This is a genomic window from Mediterraneibacter agrestimuris, assembly GCF_943193195.1.
GTDB classification, from domain to species: Bacteria; Bacillota; Clostridia; order Lachnospirales; family Lachnospiraceae; genus Schaedlerella; species Schaedlerella agrestimuris.
The window spans coordinates 52,629-76,710 of record NZ_CALPDG010000005.1; the positions used below are offsets into that span (position 1 = coordinate 52,629).

At 44.9% G+C, this 24,082-nt stretch carries 19 protein-coding genes and 1 tRNA gene; 3 read left to right on the top strand and 17 right to left on the bottom strand.

Translation table 11 applies throughout. The features are described from left to right. A complete protein-coding gene (murB, locus tag NFS18_RS04405; protein WP_251388349.1) occupies positions 1-906 on the bottom strand; it encodes a UDP-N-acetylmuramate dehydrogenase in 906 nt (301 codons plus the stop codon). Between the two features lie 477 nt (positions 907-1,383). On the opposite strand from murB, the gene NFS18_RS04410 reads away from it, so the two are divergent. Both NFS18_RS04410 and NFS18_RS04415 read left to right on the top strand, forming a co-directional pair. Continuing rightward, entirely contained in the window at positions 1,384-2,754 is a 1,371-nt protein-coding gene (locus tag NFS18_RS04410) for an HlyC/CorC family transporter (RefSeq protein ID WP_251388351.1), read from the top strand. Between the two features lie 104 nt (positions 2,755-2,858). Beyond that, a tRNA-Ser gene (locus NFS18_RS04415) sits at positions 2,859-2,947 on the top strand. A 17-nt stretch (positions 2,948-2,964) separates the two neighbouring features. On the opposite strand, the gene NFS18_RS04420 is transcribed toward NFS18_RS04415, so the two are convergent. From NFS18_RS04420 to NFS18_RS04490, 15 genes are all read right to left on the bottom strand, one after another. Then, positions 2,965-3,717: a copper homeostasis protein CutC gene (locus tag NFS18_RS04420; protein WP_251388353.1), complete on the bottom strand. Its 753-nt coding sequence runs from the start codon at positions 3,715-3,717 to the stop codon at positions 2,965-2,967. A 358-nt stretch (positions 3,718-4,075) separates the two neighbouring features. Next, a complete protein-coding gene (locus tag NFS18_RS04425; protein WP_251388355.1) occupies positions 4,076-5,542 on the bottom strand; it encodes a PTS transporter subunit EIIC in 1,467 nt (488 codons plus the stop codon). Between the two features lie 113 nt (positions 5,543-5,655). Continuing rightward, positions 5,656-6,144 carry a PTS sugar transporter subunit IIA gene (locus tag NFS18_RS04430; RefSeq protein WP_251388357.1) on the bottom strand — a complete coding sequence of 163 codons (489 nt, stop codon included), beginning with the start codon at positions 6,142-6,144 and terminating at the stop codon, positions 5,656-5,658. Positions 6,145-6,156: 12 nt separating this feature from the next. Beyond that, positions 6,157-7,002 (bottom strand): BglG family transcription antiterminator LicT, encoded by an 846-nt coding sequence (gene licT / locus NFS18_RS04435; protein ID WP_251388359.1) that lies wholly within the window; start codon positions 7,000-7,002, stop codon positions 6,157-6,159. 452 nt (positions 7,003-7,454) lie between these two features. Then, complete coding sequence (gene nagA, locus NFS18_RS04440; protein WP_251388361.1) at positions 7,455-8,582, bottom strand: N-acetylglucosamine-6-phosphate deacetylase; 1,128 nt, start codon at positions 8,580-8,582, stop codon at positions 7,455-7,457. A gap of 14 nt (positions 8,583-8,596) precedes the next feature. Then, positions 8,597-9,328 (bottom strand): glucosamine-6-phosphate deaminase, encoded by a 732-nt coding sequence (gene nagB / locus NFS18_RS04445; protein ID WP_251388362.1) that lies wholly within the window; start codon positions 9,326-9,328, stop codon positions 8,597-8,599. Positions 9,329-9,540: 212 nt separating this feature from the next. Beyond that, on the bottom strand, positions 9,541-10,026 hold the full coding sequence (locus NFS18_RS04450; RefSeq protein WP_251388364.1) for a DUF1934 domain-containing protein: 486 nt from the start codon (positions 10,024-10,026) through the stop codon (positions 9,541-9,543). A 2-nt stretch (positions 10,027-10,028) separates the two neighbouring features. After that, a complete protein-coding gene (gene murI, locus NFS18_RS04455) occupies positions 10,029-10,850 on the bottom strand; it encodes a glutamate racemase (protein WP_251388366.1) in 822 nt (273 codons plus the stop codon). 132 nt (positions 10,851-10,982) lie between these two features. Further along, positions 10,983-11,993 (bottom strand): 6-phosphofructokinase, encoded by a 1,011-nt coding sequence (gene pfkA / locus NFS18_RS04460; RefSeq protein ID WP_251388466.1) that lies wholly within the window; start codon positions 11,991-11,993, stop codon positions 10,983-10,985. A 112-nt stretch (positions 11,994-12,105) separates the two neighbouring features. Next, complete coding sequence (locus tag NFS18_RS04465; RefSeq protein ID WP_251388368.1) at positions 12,106-15,579, bottom strand: DNA polymerase III subunit alpha; 3,474 nt, start codon at positions 15,577-15,579, stop codon at positions 12,106-12,108. 294 nt (positions 15,580-15,873) lie between these two features. After that, positions 15,874-17,415, bottom strand: coding sequence for an FGGY-family carbohydrate kinase (locus NFS18_RS04470; RefSeq protein WP_251388370.1), 1,542 nt, complete (start codon positions 17,413-17,415; stop codon positions 15,874-15,876). A gap of 50 nt (positions 17,416-17,465) precedes the next feature. Next, positions 17,466-19,217 carry an FAD-binding oxidoreductase gene (locus NFS18_RS04475; protein ID WP_251388372.1) on the bottom strand — a complete coding sequence of 584 codons (1,752 nt, stop codon included), beginning with the start codon at positions 19,215-19,217 and terminating at the stop codon, positions 17,466-17,468. Positions 19,218-19,246: 29 nt separating this feature from the next. Then, positions 19,247-19,654 (bottom strand): DUF1667 domain-containing protein, encoded by a 408-nt coding sequence (locus NFS18_RS04480; protein ID WP_251388373.1) that lies wholly within the window; start codon positions 19,652-19,654, stop codon positions 19,247-19,249. After that, complete coding sequence (locus NFS18_RS04485; protein WP_408631547.1) at positions 19,651-20,910, bottom strand: NAD(P)/FAD-dependent oxidoreductase; 1,260 nt, start codon at positions 20,908-20,910, stop codon at positions 19,651-19,653. The genes NFS18_RS04480 and NFS18_RS04485 overlap by 4 nt, the downstream gene beginning before the upstream one ends. Continuing rightward, entirely contained in the window at positions 20,900-22,624 is a 1,725-nt protein-coding gene (locus NFS18_RS04490; RefSeq protein ID WP_251388374.1) for an NAD(P)/FAD-dependent oxidoreductase, read from the bottom strand. Before NFS18_RS04490 ends, NFS18_RS04485 begins: the two co-directional genes overlap by 11 nt. 208 nt (positions 22,625-22,832) lie before the next feature. Between NFS18_RS04490 and NFS18_RS04495 the strand changes: the two genes are divergently transcribed. Then, positions 22,833-23,405: a TetR/AcrR family transcriptional regulator gene (locus tag NFS18_RS04495; RefSeq protein WP_251388375.1), complete on the top strand. Its 573-nt coding sequence runs from the start codon at positions 22,833-22,835 to the stop codon at positions 23,403-23,405. A gap of 63 nt (positions 23,406-23,468) precedes the next feature. On the opposite strand, the gene NFS18_RS04500 is transcribed toward NFS18_RS04495, so the two are convergent. Continuing rightward, the gene (locus tag NFS18_RS04500) at positions 23,469-24,068 is read right to left on the bottom strand and encodes a hypothetical protein (RefSeq protein WP_251388376.1); all 600 of its coding nucleotides are present in this window, start codon (positions 24,066-24,068) and stop codon (positions 23,469-23,471) included. Positions 24,069-24,082: the final 14 nt, after the last annotated feature.

Here is a 24,082-nt window from a genome sequence, read left to right on the forward strand (position 1 = left end):
CTAAAATTCCCCAATACACTTTACTTCCGGCTCAAGACGCACGCCAAACTCAGCCTCCACCTGTTCAGATACTTGCTCAATCAGAGACAAAACATCCGCTGCCGTTGCATTTTCCTTATTAATCACAAAACCACAATGCTTCTCAGATACCTGTGCTCCGCCAACCTGAAATCCCTGTAACCCCGCATCCTGAATCAACTTACCTGCAAAATATCCCTCGGGACGTTTGAACGTGCTTCCTGCACTTGGATATTCCAGAGGCTGCTTCGTCACACGCTTTTCCCTTAACTCATCCATATATGCACGGATTTCTTTGGAATCACCGGTTTTTAACTCCATTTCTGCACTTAAAACAACATCTCCGTTTTTAGAGAAAATACTGCTTCGATAACCTAATTCCATCTGCTCTACCGGAAGCACCCTGAACTCGCCCTCCGGTGTCAGCGCCAAAGCGCTCTTTAATACATGTTTCATCTCTCCGCCATATGCCCCGGCATTCATCATCACAGCTCCGCCCAATGTTCCCGGAATACCGGATGCAAATTCCAGCCCCGTCAGCTCACAGATCAGCGCCTCCGCCGCAATCTTAGACAACAATGCGCCTGCCTGCGCATATACAGTATTATCCTTCACATGAATGCGGCTCAGCTTTTTATATAACTGAATGATCACGCCGCGGTATCCTTTATCTCCTACGAGAAGATTGCTTCCGTTTCCTATTACATAGTACGGAATTTTCTCCTTTCGCAATACATTCACAATCTCTCGTACCTGTTCCTCTTCTTCGGGAGTCACGAACCAGTCTGCGGATCCGCCTACCCGAAATGTAGTGTGGCTCTTCATCGGTTCGTCCTTGAATACATTCTCCGCTCCGAGAATTCCGCATAATTCTTCATACAATCCCATAAATTAATATCTCCGATCTTTTCTATTAAATATCTATATGTAACAGTTCAGCCTTCCAGCTGCACTGTTACTGAATCCGCCCTATTTTAAGTTCACCTACGGTGAAAGGGCGGATTCTTTTTTCCATCACTCTTTCTTACGGACTTTACAGCAAGTGCAAAGTCCTACGCTGAACTGTTACATCTATATTCATCACATCTGCGGATTACTCCGTTCTTCTTCATCATAATACAATAAATCTGTTAAAAATTCAACCTCGGTAACTGTTCTCACCCTACGGGTGCTCCAGTACCCTGGCATCATTACATTAGTAACTATTCAGCCTTTCGGCTTCATAGTCACTAAAAAACGTCCACTGAACTGTTACTACATTACTACAAAAATTCAGAACAAACTTGCAAAATCTTTTGAAATGATGTATATTATTTTCGTATACTCATAATAAAGCAAATATATTTTAAAGGAGTTGAACATTCATTGGATCCGAGTGACGCCATACAAATTATTATATTAATTATTTTATTATTTTTATCCGGATTATTTTCTTCTGCTGAAACAGCAATGACCGCTGTTAATAAAATCAAGCTTCGTTCCCTTGCAGAAGAAGGCAATAAGCGTGCTGCCACAGTACTGGATATTGTTGAACATCACACAGACAAGATGTTAAGTGCAATTTTAATTGGCAACAACATTGTCAACATCTACGCAACTGCATTGGCAACTACCCTTGCTTACACTTTCGGCGGTGCGATGGTCAGTGCAGTAACTGCGCTGATGACCGTGGCAATTCTTGTATTTGGAGAGATCACTCCGAAGAACCTTGCTACAATCAAATCCACAGAGCTTTCAATTGCTTATATTCCGGTACTTAAGGTATATATGACAATCATGACGCCGCTCATTTTCCTGATCAATATCATCTGCCGCGGAATCCTTTTTCTTTTCCGCGTTGACCCCAATGACAGGAATAATGCGATGACAGAAGATGAGCTTCGTACGATTGTGGATGTGAGCCACGAGGACGGAGTCATCGAATCTGAAGAAAAAGAAATGATATATAACGTGTTTGATTTGGGCGATGCCCGTGCGAAGGACGTTATGGTTCCCCGCGTACACGTTACATTTGCCGATGTCAACAGTACCTATCAAGAACTGATCGACATATTCAAAGAAGATAAGTTTACACGAATTCCGGTCTACGAAGAGACAACGGACAACGTGATCGGAACGATTAATATGAAGGATTTACTTTTGTTCGATGACAAAGAGAACTTTAAAATCCGCGATATTTTGAGAGACGCATATTTCACTTATGAATACAAGAACATTTCTGAGCTTCTTGTGGAAATGCGCGACGCTTCACTGAACATTGCTATCGTACTGGATGAATACGGTGAAACAGCCGGAATTATTACACTGGAAGACATTCTGGAAGAGATTGTCGGTGAAATTCATGACGAATATGACGAGAACGAAGAAGAACAATTTGTAAAAGTCATTCAAGAGAACGAATATATTATTGAAGGTTCTTACAATCTGGACGATTTAAATGACAGACTGGAAGAAGATGGACGCAAAGACGTACAATTCAAGTCCGAAGATTTTGATTCACTTGGCGGTTATATCATTGAACACTTAGACCGTCTGCCGGAGGTCGGAGACGAATATGTAACCGAGAGTGGTATCCGCCTTGTCGTAGAGAAGCTTGACAAGAACCGTATTGAGCTGGTTCATGTATATCTCCCGGAAGTGTTAAAGGATGAGGATTCAGACGATGAATCCAGAGACCTTTGGGATGAAATCAAAGAACGTACCAGCGAGATAAAAGTTGCGAAGGAAAGTAATTAAAATAAACAAAGGGGCGGATTCTATACCGCCCCAAAGCATATACCCATCCGGGCATCCCTTAATCCATGCTCGCGGCGGGCGGACTTTGTCCGATGTATAATTATGGAGACGTATCGAAGTGGCCATAACGAGAGCGACTCGAAATCGCTTTGCCGCCTGACGCGGCACGTGGGTTCGAATCCCACCGTCTCCGTTAGAAAAACAAGAGAATTAATTTGATGTCAACTGTTCCAGTACTTCCACTGCTCTGCGAATATTCTCTGCATTAGTCTGCCAGATTTCATACTCACTAAATCCTGGAAATCCCATGCTCACTCCTTCTCTGCGGAACTCCATCTGGCTGTCCAATGTAACTTTGCCAGACATATGATAGGATGCTGTGCCTGTGTATGGCACTAGTTTCTCAATCGTCTCTGGGGAAATGCCCGCCCCGGCAAGAATTTCAATTCTTCCAGCACTCTGTGCAACCAGTTCTTTAATCAGATTTCTGCCTTCCCATGCTGAATTCTTCTGACCACTTGTCAAAATCGTCTTAATTCCAAGTTCAACAGCTTGTTCCAGCGTTTCCTGTGGATTCCTGCATACGTCAAATGCACGATGCAGCGCCATATCGGTATCTCCCGCAAGTTCAACCAGTTCTCCCATTCTCACTGTATCCAAAGTTCCATCTGGTTTTAAGATTCCTGTTACAATCCCATCAGCTCCCAAATCCCGATACATTTCTACATCCTCTTTCATCATCCCGAACTCATACTCGTCATAGCAAAAATCGCCGAACCTGGGACGTAAAAGCACCCGAATCTTCAAATCTGTATATTTCCTGACCTGACGGAATAATGCTGCCCCCGGAGAAGTCCCTCCGATGATCAGATTGCCGCACAGTTCCACACGCTGTGCCCCGCCTTTCTCCGCCTCAATGGCAGATCTCACACTATCCACACATGCCTCCAAAACATAACCCATATCCATATACCTCCTTCTTATCCCAATTTTAATTACCTGTTATATGTAGAAAAGCATTCCCTTGAATTACTATTTTACTTTTTCATTATATCCGATATCTTCTTATTTTTCACTCTAAATTTCTCCACCTCAAACAAAATCCCATTCAAAAATTACTGTTCACACCCTGCGGGTGCTCCAGTAACAGTATCCGGTCCATTTTAAGTCGCCTTCGGCGAGGGGCTGGATATATCGCTGTCATTACTTCATTGGACGGACACCTTGCAGCACAGTGCAGGGTGCCGTGTGAAAAGTAACATTCAAAAAGCCCGCAAAACCTGCGGGCTCTCCGAAAAAGGGATTACTAATCATTCACTGATTATTTACAAAGTTTCTTGAACTCATCAGCAACAAACTGAACCTTTGTTCCAATAATAACCTGTACAGAGTTCTTTCCAGGTCTGATTACACCTGCAACTCCTGCAGATTTAATCTTCTTCTCATCTACTGCTGTGTAGTCCTTGATTTCAAGACGAAGTCTTGTAATACAGTTATCAACGCTGGCTACGTTTGCTTTACCGCCAACACCATCTAAGATAATCTCAGCAACTTTTGTAAAGTCATCGTTTGCAAGCTGCACTTTTGTTTCATCTTCACTATCATCTTCTCTGCCTGGTGTCTTCAGATCCCACTTTGTGATCGCAAAACGGAATACAATGTAGAATACGATAAACGCTGCAATACCAAGCGGAATGATCAGCCATGTCTTAGCTGCTGCAGGAAGGGATGCTGAGAACAGAAGGTCTGTTGCTCCAGCAGAGAATGAGAATCCTGCACGGAAGCCAAGGGCAACTGTAATAACTGTAAAGATACCGTATAACAATGCATAAATCAGGTACAGTACCGGAGCAAGGAACATAAATCCAAACTCGAACGGCTCTGTAACACCACAGATGAATGCACAAAGAGCTGCGGAACCAACAAGACCGATAGCAATTTTCTTCTTGTTATCCTTTGCTGTATGAATCATAGCAAGTGCAGCGCCCGGGATACCAAACATCATACATGGGAAGAATCCTGACATGTACATACCAAGGCTCCATGTAACGTCTGCGGAAGTCTCACCTGCCCAGAAGTGAGTCAAATCGCCAAGACCAATTGTCGGGAACCAGAATACGTTGTTCAATGCATGATGCAGACCTGTCGGGATCAACAGACGGTTCAGGAATGCATAGATACCTGCACCAACTGCGTCAAGACCAACAATTGCATTACCAATAGCAATCAAAGCACCGAATACTAACGGCCATACAAACAGCAGAACTGCTGAAACAGCGATAGATACAACACCGGAAACAATCGCTACGGAACGCTTGCCGCTGAAGAATGCCAGAGCATCCGGCAGCTTTGTACTCTTAAACTTGTTGTAGCACATAGAACCGATAATACCTGCAATGATACCGATAAACGGATTTGCAATCTTATCAAATGCCAGAGTCTTGTCAGCGCTCTCTGCAACAGACGGCATAATAGTTGTAACAACACCTGTTGACAACAGAGTTGTGATCATCAGCCAGGATGCCAGTGCAGCAACACCTGCTGTACCATCATTGTCATCAGCCATACCAACACCAACACCAATTGCAAACAGGATCGCCATGTTATCAATCAGAGCGCCGCCTGCTTTTACAAGGAATAATCCAAGCTTCGGAACGAATCCGATAATGTCTCCACCCTGCATGGTAGCCGGGCAAAGCAAGTAACCAACACCCATCAGAATACCACAGATCGGAAGAACTGCTACCGGCAGCATCAGGGCCTTACCTAATTTCTGTAAGAATTTCATAAATACTTACCTCCTTCTTAAAACTCTCATAGTTGCTTTGTGAATCCCTTTGTCTATTTTATCCGGCGCACTGCCGGTTAAAATACAAAATCATTTGTACTTCTGTAATTACTTTAGTTCATTGGTGTAATTCTGATCACGTCATCTCCCGGAATCACATCCATACCGGAAATCCCCTCAACAGATTCGTAATCATCCGTATTACAGATCAACATCGGTGTAATTGTGTCAAATCCTGCCTCTTTGATCATCTCCAAGTCCATTTCCAGAAGCAGATCTCCCTTCTTCACCTTATCTCCTGCCTGTACATGTCCGGTGAATCCCTTACCTTTCATCGTAACGGTATCTAATCCCACATGAATCAGAATCTCTGCACCGCAATCCGCTGTCAGGCTCACTGCATGAAGCGTGTCAAATACCATACCCACTTCTCCGTCAGCCGGAGCGTAAATCTTACCCTCAGAAGGAATCACCGCCACTCCGTCTCCCAGCATTCCTTCACTGAATGTCGGGTCACTGACCTGTGACAGAGGAACTGCCTTTCCCTTTGCCGGTGATCCCACCAGATACTCCGTCGTTTTCTTCTTCAAAAAACCAAACATCTCTTTTTCCTCCTATTCTTCTGCATCTACTGCCATTGTTACTCTACGGATATGAATTGCGAGATACATCATCTCTTCTCCCGAAATCTTACTGCCTGTTTTTTCCTCTATATATTCTGCAATCTTCTTGCTGCAAATATACTCTCTTTTATACTTGGACTGTACCATCTCCGCCAGTTCCTCTTCCTCATCCGAAAGCAGTTCCTTACGGTAAACTCTTTGAAGCAAAAACTTCACATGGGTTACAAAGCGTTCATAATGCAGGGATTCCTCGTCAAATTCAATATCCAGTTCTTTCCTTGCGATTGACAGAATTTCCTTCATCAGGTTCGGGAAATTTAATGCATCCCTGATATCTGTACCATACTCTGCATTTACAAAATGCAGCGCAATAAACCCCGCTTCATCCTGAGGAAGATTGATGCCAAGCTCCTTTTCGACCAACTGAAGACCATACTGTCCAAGTCTGTACTCCTGAGGATAAAAACGTTTAATCTCCCAGAGCAATGCATTTTCCGGCTGAATCCCCATCTTTAGCCGCTCAATCGCAAAATTGATATGATCAGTCAGCGTCACATAAATACTTTGATTCAGTCTCAGCTTCAATTCACTCTCCGCATAGGAGATAATATCATGGGAAATACGGGCATGTTCCAAAGGCATGTTCGCCAGCAGTTCTGTGAACTGCTCTGCCAGCGTCTGACTTTTAATCCGGAAAACCTTCTCTATCTTCTTTTCAGGAATCAGATTTCCAATCTTACTCCCGAAGCCGATTCCGCGCCCCATTACAACAACCTCTGTCCCTGTATTATCAAATGCAGATACAATGTTATTGTTAATGATTTTATCAATTACCATATATCTCTCTTCATCCCATTTTTGTTTTTACCAACAGCAAGTCTTTTTATTACTCTGTATGGGTAACAGTTCAGCCATAACAGCTCGAATTGGCGGTTGTTTCACCGCCTATACGCTGCTATGCAGCGCAAATTCTCGCTTATGGCAGAACGCCATATACAAATCCTACAAAAACGTCTTGTTGTAAGCAAGCTTACCAATTCGTTTTTGTAGATTTGTGCATGGCTGAACTGTTACCAAAAATTTTCATTTTAAAAAGAAAACCAGCCTTTATAAGCCGGACACTCCCTGCTTATAAAAACTGGTTTTGCCTGCTGTGCAGTAACAATCCATCAATTTATAATTTCTATGTTTACTATAACAAATTCCACAACAGAAGTCAATCTTAGTTTTTATTTTTTGTTTATATTTTTTATATTTTCTTTATAACTTTAGTGAGTCAAAGTGTTTTCCTACTGTTTCTGACCATTTACAAAAACTGCTTTCACATTCATTTCTTCATCCAGAAGCACCAAATCTGCAGCCTTCCCCGGTGTAATACTTCCACAGGTATCATAGATTCCGATTTCCTTTGCCGGATTCACAGTTGCACAGGCAATGGCATCTTCAAACGGAATCTCCATTTCCTTAACGGCTACTCTCAGACACCCCATCAGATCTGTTGCAGAACCCGCAATTGTACCGTCTGCCAGTGTTGCTTTCGGTCCCTTGACAAACACATCCTGTCCGCCCAGTGTATACTGTCCATCTGTCAGTCCTGTTGCACGCATACTGTCGCTGATTAAAATAACACGGTCTGCGCCGAACATTTCAAAAGTTGCACGGACAACGGACGGATGAATGTGTACACCATCGCAAATCAATTCCACATGGCAATGCCCTGCATCTCTTGCCGCACCAATGACGCCCGGATCTCTATGATTCAGCGGCGGCATTGCATTATACAGATGAGTCACGTGGCTTGCACCGCGGTTCAGGGCTTCTGACGCTGTATCATAATCCGCAGTTGTATGTGCAATAGACACAACCACCTCATCCCTGACTGCATCGATGAATTCCATTGCCCCGTCCTCTTCCGGTGCAATATCCACCAGTTTGATCAGTCCATTTGCTTCCTTCTGGAATGCACGGAATAACTCCACATCACATGGACGGATATGCGTTGCCGCCTGAGCTCCTTTCTTCTTAGCGCTGATGAAAGGACCTTCCATATTGATGCCGGCAAGCTTCGCCCCTTTTCGGGATTCATATGCCCCTCCGTTTGCCATAATCCGATGCAGCTCCTCTTCCCCCAGAGTCATAGTTGCCGGACACATAGACGTAACGCCCACAGACGCCTCGTATTCTGCCATATGTGCAATGGCTTCCGGTGCAGCGTCACAGAAGTCTTCTCCCACACAGCCGTGGAAATGAATATCTACCAATCCCGGAATGGCAAAACAGCCTTCACCGTCAATTACTTCTTCTGCCTCCCCGGAAATATTTCTTCCGACAGTAGAAAATTTACCATCTTTCACTTCAATCGCACCTTCTGTGAAACATTTGTCTTCGCCAAAAATCTGCACATTTTTTATAATCATAATTCTGCTCCTTTTTATTTTGGAAGCTTAGAAGCTGCTGCCTCGTCTACTACAACAGTAACATCTTGATGGAACTGCAAGATAGAAGCCGGAACTTCCGGTGTTACTTCTCCGTAAAATGCTTTTGCAACAATATCAGCCTTATCTTCACCACTAACGACAACAAGAATCTTCTTCGCTTTCATAATTGTTCCAATACCCATAGTATATGCCTGTTTCGGCACATCATCCGCAGAGGCAAAAAATCTTTTATTTGCTTCGATGGTGCTTTCTGTCAGGTCTACACAATGTGTCTCCTTGTCAAATGCGGCAGCCGGCTCATTGAATCCGATATGTCCGTTGTGTCCCAGACCGAGAAGCTGCAGATCCACTCCTCCATAAGAAGCAATCAAATCTTCATAACGTCTGCACTCTTTATCTGCATCCTGCTCTGTTCCGTCCGGTACATTTGTATTTGCCGGATCAATATTGACACGGTCAAACAAATGCTCGTGCATAAAATAATAATAACTCTGGTCATGAGAATGATCCAGTCCGCGGTACTCATCCAGGTTAACAGAAGATACCCTGGAGAAGTCCAAGTCTCCCTTTTCGTACCATTCTACTAACTGGTCATAAGTGCCAATCGGAGAAGATCCTGTTGCCAGTCCAAGCACACAGTCCGGCTTTGTGATAATCTGGGCGGAAATGATATTAGCCGCCTTTCTGCTCATTTCTTTGTAATCCTTCGCTACGATAATTCTCATCTCTTTCTACCTCCCGCAAAAATCTTTATGATGTTAAGCAACAATTCGGTTACTGATATAAGGATACCGCTTTCCCCGTAAAATTGTCAAGATTGATATTTCCTCCTTTGTGCAACTCAGTTACAGTTCACACGGCATCTTGCACTGCGCTGCAAGGTGTCCGGCCAATGAAGTGATGACAGCGATATATCCAGCCCCTCGCCGAAGGCGACTTAAAATGGGCTGGATACGGTTACTGGAACACCCGAAGGGTGTGAACAGTAACCCACAGACCAGACATTAATCTCAATACGGCAGTCAGCTAATGGCTCCCGGTTCACCTCTAAACGGTAGTCAATCTCGATACTAATGCGGTTTTCTTCTTCTTCCATCTCGATCGCTCTCGTATCCATAGCAATCTTTATCTCTCCAAACGGAGTCTGATAAGCAGCCGGATGTATTTTCCCTGTTTCAAACATCATGCAGACACTCAGCGAACCGCTTTTACGAATCTCCACATGCTTATCATCATATATTTTCAACTGGTTTTTTGTAATTTCTCCATTCTCACCGATTTCCTCATAGAGAATGTATTGCTTATTGTTCTTATAGTAATACGCCCCCGGCACAATCAGTTCAATTGCTTCATCCACGTCCGTAATATTCTCCCCCGGGCTCTGATGCACACCAGAAATACGGACTAATACATCTTTTGTCATTTTCAATATTCCTCAATATTTACAACATTTGTCTCCGGTACGTCAAATGGCATGACTGTATTGGCAAAACTGCGGAACTTCTCTGCCGCATCACTGACAAAGAATTCATACTGGCTGACTCTGCCGCCGGTTCCGTCGTTTTCCATGTCTCGCTCTTTCAACAGCTTCTGCACATCCATTGCGGTCTCATATGCCGGATTCACAATCTGAATCTTCTCCCCCATGTAGGCACGGATCTTGGAGCGCAGCAGCGGATAATGTGTACACCCCAGGATCATAGCATCAATATCTGTCTTCTTCATAGAATCCAGATAATGATCGATAATCTCCTGTGTCACATGATGTTCCTTAAACCCCTCTTCTACCAGCGGTACAAACAACGGACATGCCTTTTCCAACACCTCGACCGCCGGATTCATACTCTGGATCACCTTTGTATACATCCCGCTCTGTACAGTAGCTTCTGTTCCGACAACTCCGATCTTTCCCTTATCTGTTGCCTCAACTGCAGCTCTTGCCCCCGGAATAACTACCCCGAGAACCGGCACATCAAACTCATCCTGAACTGCTTCCAGAGCAAGTGCACTGGCTGTATTACAGGCAATGACAATTGCTTTGACCTGCTTTGTTTTCAGGAAACGGATAATCTGCTCCGAAAAACGGATAATTGTCTTTCGGGATTTGCTCCCGTATGGAACACGTGCTGTATCCCCAAAATATACGATATTCTCATTTGGCAGATGCCGTACCATCTCCCGCACAACCGTCAGTCCTCCGACTCCTGAGTCAAACACACCGATGGGGGCTGTTTTTTTACACTCCATACTTCTGTTTCCTTTCTATAACTTTATCGGACAAAGTCCGTTTATTACGCAATAAGCGTCTGCAATTTACAGACGCTTACTCTTTTGCCATGATTCCATTTCACCATATCACAGTTCACATACAAGAGCTTCTTACAATGCAAGAAGTTTAGCAATCTCGTACTGATGCGCAGGAATTTTCTTCTTCATAGACAAAGCCTCATTAATATCAAAGTCAACATACGCCCCATGCTGATATCCAACAACACGGTTGCTCTTTCCTGCAAGCAGTAATTCCACTGCCATTGCCCCCATTGTGGACGCATATACACGGTCCTTACATGTCGGACTCCCGCCGCGCTGCATATGCCCGATAATAGATGCTCTTGTTTCAATTCCGGTTGCCTCTTCAATTCTCTTTGCCATATTAATAGAATCACCGATACCCTCTGCATTGATGATAATATAATTCTTCTTGCCGCGCTTTTTATTTTCCAGAATATCCTCAATCAGTTCTTCCTCATTATAATTACGTTCCTCCGGCATAAGAATACACTCTGCTCCGTTGGCAATACCGCACCACAGCGCCAGGTATCCCGCATCACGGCCCATAACCTCAATGATACTGCATCTCTCATGAGAGGTCGATGTGTCACGGATCTTGTCAATAGCTTCCATCGCTGTATTTACCGCTGTATCAAATCCAATTGTATAATCTGTACATGCGATATCTAAATCAATCGTTCCCGGAAGACCAATTGTCTTTACCCCCAGATTAGCCAGTCTCTGAGCACCTGCAAAAGATCCGTCACCTCCAATGACAACCAGACCATCAATCCCGTATTTCTTACAGATAGCAGCAGCCTTCTGCTGTCCCTCTTCTGTACGCATTGCCTGACAGCGGGCAGTTTGAAGAATCGTGCCCCCGCGCTGGATCGTATCGGACACATCACGGGCGGATAAGTCAATGATTTCCTCTTTTAAAAGACCATGATATCCTCTTCTGATCCCGCGGACCTTCAGCCCTTTTGCGAGTGCTGTCCTTACAACGGCACGAATTGCCGCATTCATTCCCGGTGCGTCTCCTCCGCTTGTCAATACACCAATCGTGCGGATTCTGTCTTCAATTTCATCGAGCCTTACTTTTTTGTTTGCTTCTGCCATCTCATTACCGCCTTTCTCCATAAATAATCTCTTTGTAAAAATGATTTTTTGCTTTTTAAATTTTGCATTTACTATGTCTTTTTTTTAACACTTCGGATTTATTCTATAACATTTATATCCGGTTTTCAATAGTCTTTTCAACTACTTTTACTCTCTTTTCCCCAAAATGATTCATTAATCTGCTCAAAATCTGAGGATTGATTTGAATATTTTTGTTGGGCGGAAGACGCTTTACCGCACGTTCTGCCTGGCAATAAATGACAATCTCATCGTCTCCCTCCGAATCCGCCAGATAGCCGAACACAATCTGCTCATTTTCCAGATAAACGGCTTTGTCCGGAAACTGAATCCACAGTTCCTTCTTCGTCTGTTCAAAAGGAATAATCTTTTCACAGATCAGCTTGCTGGCTTTCTCGTCTTCCTCCGATACACGTCCTTTGACAAAGACCTTATTATCTATTTCCAAATACGCTCTGTTTTTCTCATAATCCCGCGGAAACACCACCACTTCCACTGTTCCCAGCAGGTCTTCCACTGTAATAAACGCCATCATCTGATTAGTTTTCGTTGCCTTTATAGTCCGGTCTGTTATCATACCTCCCACGATTTCTTTCGCTCCGTCATGTACCTTTGTCCGTCCGGTTTCTTCATCCGGCTGGAAATCTGCCGTTGTGGCAGAGATACATTTGCGCCACTTTTCTTCATATTCTTCCAATGGATGACCGCTGATATATATGCCGAGCACTTCCTTTTCAAATCCCAGCTTGTTCTCTTTGGAATACTCTCCTACATCCGGCAGCTTAATTTCAAACTCACTCTTCTGCTCGTCATCTACCATATCAAACAAGGTCATTTGTCCGGTCATGGCGTACTTTCTCTCCTGATTGACATGTTCTACGATCTGGAGATAAATTGCCATAAACTGCTTTCTTGTTCCGCCCAGACAATCCAGTGCGCCGGACTTGATAAAGTTCTCGATCGTGCGTTTATTTATCACATCTTTTGTCAGCATGCGGGTGATGAAGTCCTCCAGATTCTTAAAAGGACCATATTCCTCCCGGTCTTCTGTAATAGCTCCGATCACCGGACGTCCGATACTCTTGATCGCTGCCAGTCCATAACGGATATTCCCCTCATCAACAGAGAAATCTGCCACACCGCGATTGATATCCGGCGGCAGAATCTGTATATTCATCTGCCGGCAGGCATAGATATATTCTGCCACCTTTGACGGATTTTCAATGACTGACGTCATCAGCGCCGCCATGAACTCCACCGGATAATAATATTTCAAAAATGCCGTCTGATATGCGACCACCGCATACGCCGCTGCGTGAGACTTGTTAAATGCATATTTGGCGAAATCAATCATTTCATCATAAATCTTATTCGCCGTTGCCTCGCTGATCCCGTTCTTCACACACCCCGGCACGCCGTGTTCCTCATCACCATAGACGAAAATCTGGCGCTCCTTTTTCATGACGTCCACTTTCTTCTTAGACATGGCACGCCGCAGCAGATCACTCCGTCCCAGCGTATAACCCGCCAGATCCCGCACGATCTGCATTACCTGCTCCTGATACACGATACATCCATATGTTGGCGCCAAAATAGGCTCCAGCTGCGGGCAGTCGTAAGTAATCGAATTTGCGTCATTCTTTCCCTTGATATACTGCGGAATGAAATCCATCGGACCAGGACGGTAAAGAGAAATACCCGCAATAATATCCTCCAGGCTGTGGGGTTTCAGCTCCTTCATAAAACTCTTCATTCCCGCACTCTCAATCTGGAAGATACCGTCTGTCCTGCCGGTTCCGATATAATCCAGAACAGCCTTATCATTGTAATCGATCTTGTCCATTTCAAAATCCGACGTACGCTTTGTCACCATCTCAGCCGCATTTTGTATTACGGTCAGCGTACGCAGACCCAGAAAATCCATCTTCAAAAGGCCCAGTTCTTCCAACGTCGTCATTGTAAACTGAGTTGTAATAGAACCATCTGACGCACGGGATAAAGGCACATATTCATCTGCCGATTTCTGACTGATCACAACTCCCGCTGCATGCATAGAACTGTGGCGCGGCAATCCCTCCAGACGCTTGGACATGTCGATCAGGTACTTTACCTGTTCATCATTTTCATATGTTTTGCGCATTTCCGGATTCATCTTCAATGCTTTGTCAATGGTAATGTTCAGTTCCTGCGGGATCATTTTCGCAATGGAGTCTACAAATGCATACGGCATATCCATAACACGTCCCACATCCCGGATTACTCCCCGGGCAGCCAACGTACCAAACGTGACAATCTGTACCACCCGGTCCTTGCCGTATTTACGCACAACATAGTCAATCACTTCCTGCCGCCTCTCAAAGCAGAAATCCACGTCAATATCCGGCATGGTCACACGTTCCGGATTCAGGAAACGCTCAAACAGAAGCTGATAACGGATGGGATCAATATCTGTAATCTCCAGACAATAGGACACAATACTTCCCGCCGCGGAACCTCTTCCCGGTCCGACCGCAATGCCATGCGTTTTGGCATAATTGATAAAGTCCCACACAATGAGAAAATAGTCCACATACCCCATGTTGTGGATCGTATCCAGCTCATATGTCAGCCGCTCTTTTAATGACTGATCTGGATTGCCGTAACGTTTATCCAGTCCTTCAAAGCACAATTTATTCAGATATTCCCATGAAGTCATGCCGTCCGGCACCTCATATTTTGGGAGCTTCGTCACACCAAATTCAATCTCCACGTTACAACGGTCGGCAATCCTCTGGGTATTATCTAAGGCCTGTAATGCATATGGAAACAGTCGTGCCATTTCCTCCGGAGATTTTACATAATACTGTCCGCCCTCATAACGCATCCGGTTCTCATCCGCCAGTTTCTTTCCCGTCTGGATACAGAGCAAAATATCGTGAGGCTTCTCATCTTCCGCATATGTGTAATGCACGTCGTTGGTAGCCGCCAGCTCAATCCCCAGCTCGTCTGACATTTGCAGCAGCTTCTGGTTGACCAGCGCCTGCTCCGGGATCCCATGATCCTGTAATTCCAGAAAATAATTCCCTTCCCCAAAAATGTCCCTGTACTCCAATGCTGACTTTTTGGCTTCCTCATAGAGTCCCTTTGTCAGATACCGCTGCACTTCTCCCGCCAGACAGGCGCTGAGCGCAATGATGCCTTCACTGTACTCCCGAAGCACCTGCTTGTCTACACGGGGTTTGTAATAATAGCCTTCCACAAAACCCTTTGAAACAATCTTCATCAAATTGGCATAACCTGTGTTATTCTCCGCAAGAAGAACCAGATGGTAATATCGGTCCTCGCCGCCGCTTATCTCCCTGTCGAACCGGGAATTTGGCGCTACATAGACCTCACATCCGAGAATCGGTTTGATGCCTGCTGCTTTCGCCGCACGGTAAAAGTCAATGACTCCATACATTGCCCCGTGGTCTGTAATCGCCGCGCTGTTCATGCCAAGTTCTTTCACCCGGTCTACATATTCTTTTATCTTGTTCGATCCATCCAGAAGACTATATTCCGTATGGACGTGTAAATGTGCAAAATTCATGTTATTCCTCATTTTCTGATGCCTTGATATTATATTCAAATTCTATAACTAATAATCAGTTTACTGTTCACAACTATGGTGTCCACAGCAGCATTTCTATTTGTATTGTTTTTCTATTTTAACATATCAGGTTGGATGGTAAAATACAATCTGGCATATTTCACAAAAAACGTCTTGTTATAAGCAAGCTTACCAATCCGCTTTTGTAGATTTGTGCATGGCTGAACTGTTACAAAATATTTAAGAGACGAACAGCATATATGTTGTCCGCCCCTTTTCTTAAAATTCCTTTATTCAAATTTTTCCAATTTTCCCATATAGTTCCGACAGTCTCGGATAGATCTGCTTATAAATCTCTTCATATAATTTCCGGTACACTGCATGCTGTTTTTTATCCGGTTGAAACACATCTTTCTTATGCACCATATGCCGCAGCGCTTCTTTATAATTTTTAAATACTCCCAGCGTTACAAATGCCGGAATCGCACTTCCGATTCCCGACACTTCATAAGTCTGTGTCCTGACCACCGGAATGCCGAACATATCTGCCGTAATCTGGCAGATTTCGCTGCTCTGCGCACCTCCGCCGCCCACACGGATTTCTTCAAACCGGAATCCGCCCCGCTTTTCCATATGGCGCATCCCATCCATCAACGCAAAATTGATTCCTTCAATGATAGCACGATATAGATGGATTCTTGTATGTATATCAGAAAGTCCGATGACCGCTCCCTTTGCCTCCGGCATAGTCAGATTCGGGGTAAAATACGGCTGCAGCACAAGTCCGTTACACCCCGCCGGAACCTCTTTGAGTCTTTTATTCAGAATTTCTTCTGCGGAAACTTTCAATTCAAGTGCTTCCGTAACTTCCTTCTGCGCAAACTCCTTCTTAAACCAGGATATCAGCCAGTATCCACGGAAAATTTCCACCTCCGGTGTGTAATGTCCCGGAAGGATAGAATCGTACGGTGGAATAAAACTCTCCGGTTCCAGATAATCCCTGGTGGTAAATGTAATCGTTGCAGTTGTTCCAAAACTGATCGCTGCTCTTTTTTTGTTGACACAGCCGAGTCCGAGAATTTCACATGCTTTATCTGTACCGGTAGCAATTAGTTTTAAATCTGCGGAAAGTCCCAGATCCTCCGCTGCCTTTTCTGTCAGATTGCCAATCAAATCTCCCGGTTCAACAAGTTCGCACATCATTCCATTTGGGATGTCAAATACCGGACGGACCAGATCGTAACTCTTCTTCCAACGCCTGTTTTTAAAATCATAGGGTACATATCCCACAATAGAAGCCGTAGAGTCTCTCATATTTCCTGTCAGTTTATAATTCAGATATGTTCCCAGCAAAACATATTTCTTCGTATTGCTCCAAATCTCCGGTTCATTTTCCCTGATCCAGTTACAGTGAGATTTTTGATACTGGAGCCGCAGTGTTCTGGTCATTCCCGCCGCTTTTACTGCGGCGGCCGCCCATTTCTTTAATCTCGGGCTTTTCCTGGCTCTTCTCTGGTCCAGCCACAGAATCGCCGGACGTAAGGGCTGCCCGTCTCTTCCCAGACACACGCTCGTACACCGGATTGTCGTCAAAGTCACGGCTTCGATCTGCCCAAACTGCTCCGGGAAGCTTTCCTTCAGCTGCCTTGACACACGGCACATATTGTGATAATAGAAATCCGGATCCTGTTCTGCCCATCCCGACTGCCTGGAAATATATGCCGGATGATGGCCTTTCTGGGCCTTGGCGATAATCCGCCCTTCTGATGATATGAGAAGCGCTCTCGTACTCTGTGTCCCTATATCAAAAGCAAGGATAATATGTGTTTGTCCCACATCAGTCACCTCCCTTTGCAAATCAACATCAGTATGCCGCACTCTTTTCACTACTCATAATGACGGACTTCTTCATCCAGCTGATATTTCTTTTCTTCCTCCATATCCAATCCCAGCGTTCCTCCCGGATTCATCAGATATTCCTTATCAAAGTAGTCCTTCAACACCTTAAACACACCGTATTCTGTATGTCCCAGACTTCCTTCCAGCCAAGGCGCAAACATTTTGCCGATGCCATGATGATGACTGATTGCCGCGCCGGATTTCTGGATTGCGTCCAGAATTGTCGTATGGTATGCACGGAAATTATCCGCTCCGCTCATTTTCGTGATGAAAATAAAATACAAGTTCGCCCCTTGTGGGTAGCAATGGGACATATGTGTTGTCACAATGGTATTCGGCAGTGCATGGCAGACCTTTCGTACTTCTCTGTGTACCTTTGCCATATTCGACCAGTTTACAGTACATTCCAGCGTATCTGTGACAACTCCGAAATCCATCAATGTATCTCTCAGATATGGATCGTTGAATCTCCCCTTTTCCCAGCTCTTCGTTACATAAGAGGTCAGACTCATGCCATGATATTTGCGGGCGATCCTTCTAATGTTGGCTGCAACATTTTTTGAATACCCTTTTCCTCCATCCGTAAATCCAAGGAACAGACAGCGCTGCATATCTTTAAATCCCCGGATATCCAATAGCTTCCAAAGCGGCGTATCATCGACATTGTAAAGTCTCAGCATCAGGTTTGTTTCTTCTGAATCGGAAAGGCGGAATACAGAAGAGAATCCGGCTTCACACTGCATCATCTCGCGTGCTGCAGCCATAGCAGTCTTCCAGTCTGTAAAAATGTAGGAAAAACGCTTCCGGTTCTCCGGCATATAACGGAACACCTTCAACGTTACTTCGGTAAGCACCCCAAAGGTTCCCTCACTTCCCATCATGATCTGATTCAGATTCGGACCGGTTGCCTCTCTGGGATAATGGCTGGTCTGCACATTTCCAATCGGTGTCGCATATTTCTGGGACAATACAATATCCGTAATACAGCCATAATAGGTACTGTTCTGTCCGGCGCCCCTTGTTACGACCCAGCCGCCTACGCTGCTGTACTCAAATGACTGTGGAAAATGTCCGCATGTGTATGCCCGTTTTGCGCCAAAAAGCTGCTGCGCATTGTTCAGGGCTTTCTCCAGCCTCGGACCTGACATTCCCGCCTGAACGGTAATCGTCTGATCTTTCTCATTGAAAGAAACGATATGGTTGAACCGAAGTCTCATATCCAGCGAAATACCACTCTTTACAGGCTCTACTCCCATAGTCACACTGCTGCCGCCGCCATATACATAAAGCGGAATCTTCTCCCTTGTACAGTAGGCAACAATTTCTTCCACTTCTTTTGTCTTTGCCGGGTATACAACAGCATCCGGCAGACAGTCCATCCGTTTTTCACGAAGACGCATAGCGTCATAAGCGGTCTTTCCATAAGCAACAGATACCCTTGCATAATCATCGGTACGCACATATTCCGCTCCTACGATTTCTTTTAATGCTTCAATATGTTTTTCATCGAGATTAACCGGGCAATTCTCCAGTCTGACCGCCTCCATACCGATACTGCCGTCATAATGACTGAAATCCTCATCAGTCATCTGAAACTTCTCTTTCATCATCTTATACAGAGATTCCTTCGGATACTTCACAAAATCTGGATCTCCCCATCTGAAAATGGAACGCCAGCTGTCTGCGGGCGCTGCCGTCTTTACCCATGACGGCTCAAATCCTTTGTACGGTTTACTCATCACACGTCCTCCTTTATATTCTGCTACTCTTATACTGCACTTTTACCCTCCGCCTGCAGCAGAGATTGTTTTTCATCCAGATATTCCTTCAGGCAGTTACTTGTCACAATCACATCTGCGTCCAGTCCCAGCACATTCGGAATCAATACATCATCCCGTCCTATATTCTTCCTGACTGTAATATGATTGATTATGTCCATAATTTCAAATATTTTTTCCTTCGGCACTTCTTCTGAAACCCTCACCGGGAGTACCGGTATCTCTTTCCATGCAGTCCGCACTGTAGTTGAAAATGTACGCTTCGGGCAAGTCATTTCATCCTCGGCGAATTGCTGCCCTCTCGAACATTGATTTCCTTCTGCGATCCAACGGTTTTCTTTCCATTCCACTGTCATATGACAACTGTTCGGACAGGTGATGCACACCAGTTCTTTCATGCTCCCACCTCCCTCAGTTCAAACACGATCGGCTCCCGGATCTCTTCTGTTTTTAAGAGATCTACAATAATCCTCTCCATTTCCGGAGGCCGTACTGCCGAAAATGTCTTCTTTTGAATAACCCGGCTTCCGGTCTTGACCACCAGTTCACTCCTTCCCAAGGTTCGTTTGCACCGAAAGTAAAATGTAACCTTCCCGCGGACGTCCTCCTGACGCACACACTGCGGCACTACATATGCCGCCTCCCCTTCTGCTTCTGCCGGAATCTGAGCGACCCCAACGCTCTGTATCTTTGCATATCTCGCCGCCGACGCTCCTGCAAGTTCTCCGCTTTCCGATACATAATCTACAAGGTCATTGACATGGAATGCATTGCCGCAGGAAAATACCCCGGGTATGCTGGTCATTGCAGACGAATCACAGACCGGTCCTTTTGTCTTTGGATCTATGTGCACTTGTAAATTCTCTGCAATTTCATTTTCCGGGATCAGTCCCACAGATAAGATCAATGTGTCACAATCTATTCTTTGCTCTGTTCCTGCAACTGGCTGCATCTGTTCATCTACCTTACAGATTTCCACTCCTTCCAGACGTTTCTCTCCGAATACTCTGGTCACTGTTTCCGAGAGATAGAGTGGAATCTGAAAATCATCCAGACATTGCACCATATTCCGTGTAAGTCCTGACGGCTCCGGTTTCACCTCATATACCCCAAGCACATCTGCACCTTCCAGCTTCAGCCTTCTTGCCATGATCAGTCCGATGTCTCCACTTCCCAGAATCACGCACCGTTTTCCCGGCATTTCCCCCTGTAGATTTGTAAAATGCTGCGCCGTTCCAGCTGTATAGATACCTGCTGGTCTTGTTCCATGAATGGATACCTGTCTTGCCGTCCGCTCCCGGCATCCTGTTGCAAGAACCAGCGTCCTTGTCTGTAATTCGGACACACCTTCTCTGCTGACCATCCATACGGAAAATCCTTCCGGATTTTTTTTTATTTTAGTAACGAATGTCCAAAGCCCTACCGGAATCTGTAACTCTTTGACCTCTTCGATAAACCGCTCTGCATACTCCGGTCCAGATAGCTTCTTTTTAAAACGCATCAGCCCGAATCCATCATGAATACATTGTTTCAGTATTCCTCCCAGACTTCCTTCTCTTTCCAGAAGAAGAACATCCGCGCCCGCCTTCTTTGCCGAGACTGCTGCCGCAAGTCCCGCCGGACCGCCTCCGATCACAACTACATCATATGTCATCTACATCACCCGCCTTTGTCTTGCCAAATAAAATGTAGCTATCCTCACCGCTCTTTGTTATTTCTTCTGGCGGCATACCTGTCACTTCGCTGATGATCTTCGTCACAAGCGGCATACAGAAGCCGCCCTGACAGCGCCCCATCCCCGGACGTACTCTCTTCTTCACTCCATCAACTGTATAAACCGGAAGCGGAGAGTTCAATGCATCGATGATCTCTCCCTTGCTGATTTCTTCACACCGGCAGACAATCACTCCATATTCAGGATTTTTCCGTATCATTTCATTCCGCTTCTCCAACGGCAGCTCCCGAAGTCTCGGAATCCCCCTTCTGCGCGGATTGTAGTTTTCATTTTCCGCAACAGGCTGCCGGCTGGCAAGCATTGCAGCCGCCATGCGCGCCACATCCATTGCAACTGCCGGCGCTGTTGTCAATCCCGGTGACTGGATCCCTGCACAATGAATCAGATTCTTTGTTTTTCTTCCCTGTTCAATTACAAAATCCTCTTCAAATGTAGGCGCTCTCACTCCAGTAAAATATGTGATAATATCCTGTTCTGACAACTCTTTGACTGTTCCTCGCTGTTTCTGAAAGTTATGTTCAATACTGGTCTTCTCTGTCGCAAAATTCTCTTTCTCATACGTTTCTATTGCATCCGGACCAACAAGAAGATTGTCATGTGCTGTGTGTACAATCCCTCCTCCCTTTGTGTGTTCCGCTGTCTTTTTCAGCGTTTTCCACGAAGCAATTCCGCCCATCAGCCTTCCCACTTTTTTATCTAAAATGGCATTGGTTCCCCGTCTCGGATGGATTGAGTAGAACCGGTCACCCGCCATCTTCGCCACATCCTCCGCAAATGTTCCGGCTGCGTTGATCACCAATTTGGGATAGATACGACCTCTGTTTGTAAGCACACTTTTAATCTGCCCTTTCTCTATTTCCATTGAAAGAACTGCCGTATCCAATGCCACCTCGGCGCCGTTGTGCACCGCATTTTCCGCATAGGCGATTGTAAGCCCGTAAGGACACACACTGCCGGCGCTGCTGTTATAAATCGCAAATTTGATATCTTTATTCAAATGTGGTTCCCGCTTTCTAAGCGCCTTTGCCGAAATAACCCTCGTATCGCTGACTCCGCATATATGTTTTCTCTGCCATGCATAGAGACATGCCGGAAGCAGTTCTCCCCAGTGCATCATTCCTACATACTGACCGCATCGCTTAAACGGTACATCCAATTCCCTGCAGATTCTTCCATACATCCGGTTTCCCCGAATGACATACTGCTGCTTCAAAGTTCCCTTTCCAAGATCGATGCCCGGATGTACTTCTCCATCGTTTCGTCCCGAGGCATGCATTGCAACATCTGACTCTTTCTCCACAAGAAGCACTTCCAGCTTCCACTTCATCAGCTCTCTTGCAATACTTGCCCCCGATATTCCCCCGCCAATAATCAGCACGTCCGGTCTCCTGCGGTCCAATGCCTGATCCTGAATCTTTGGCAGCCTCATCTTCGGAAGCTCTGTTCCCTCCAGTTTAAGGTCATTAACGACATGATACCGCCGCTTTTTATCAACACATATCGCACAGGCATTCACAATATCTTCCCAACTGTTCATAGTGCCTGTCAGCACTACATTTCCTTCCTTTTCCTCTACATGAATGTGATTTCCATATATCTTTTGGATCCGTTTTTCAAGCTTCTTACAATCCACTGATATCCCTTCTTTCAGGAGTCGGTCGTTTGTACGACTATATATTTATATAGTATCACATCCTTGTGTAATGTCAACAGCATTCCTCCGCTTCTCCATCACATACAAGACATGTATTAAGTCGCAAATGCACACTTTTTCTGCATGTAGACATTTCAGCTAAAACAGGGTAAAATAAAACCACGATTATTTACAAAGAGGTGACACTATGGCGGCGCCGCGCAAAGACAATGTCCGCAGTCTGATCATTGATTCCGCGGAAGAACTTTTAACCCAAAAACCATTTTCCGAAATATCCCTTTCCGAGCTTTCTGTCCAGGCAGGCATCTCTAAGGGAACACTTTATTATCATTTTAAAAATAAGAATGAGATTTTATTTGCAATTACAGACAGGTATTTAGATACCCAGTGGCAAGAATTGTGTGAATGGACAGAGAATGCCGACAAAGATACTTCCTTGCACCGGCTTGTCAAATATATTTTGGAACGTGATGTATCCGGAGTGAAACTCCGCCTTCCGCTTTTTTATGATGCAATGATCGGAAATGAAGAGATTCGTACTCATTTGGTCAAACGCTACAAATGCTTTGCCGAACTTATCGCTGCAAAGATCAGTGAACGTACAAACAAAGTATCCGGCGGATATTTTGCATGGCTTCTGCTTCTGATGTCTGATGGACTCTCTATCCATCAGACAATCGGTAATTCACATCTGGATACAGATGCGTTTATCAGGCAGACCGCCGAATACATTGAAAGTTTCTTCCCAGGAGAAGAATAAAAAGCAAACAAAGCTTTTCATTGTAGCAGTGCAGCCGGAAGGCTGGACTGTTACATTTATTAACTATTTTTTATCCGGCTCTCCTTCTGGAAAGATAATCTTAAATACAAAGAAAAAGATCACCATAGATACACCGCCTGTAATAAATGTTACGAGCAGGTTATATACTGCCGGCGGTACATATGCAGACGCAATCGGCATCCACAGATTGTTAAATCCGTTGCAGATCAAAGAAATCACAATCCATGCGATAAAATACCACATTGCCTGATAGACCGGATTTCCTTTGCTTTTAAACGTAATATTTCTCTGGAGAGGGAAATTGATGCACTGAGCCAGAAATGAACCCACTTCATAACTGATAAAATATCCCAGTCCGCCGCCGATCACCACAGCGCCCGAAGCATCTCTCAATACATTATATCCAAGCAGGCTCCATGTAAAATCAACTCCCAGAATACGCATTTCTTTCTGCGGCCACATGAACTCCGTTCCTGCTAATTCCATGCCGAGCATCCCCGGCATAAATGTGAACACCAGATACTGGAATACTGTCACACCCATGCTGAATACGAAAAAGTAAAAAATCTGGTAAACCCATTTTGAAAGCTTCTGATGGTTCTCCTCAAATGCCTTCCACGTTGTCATCCATTTTTCTTTCATTCCGTCCTCCCCGC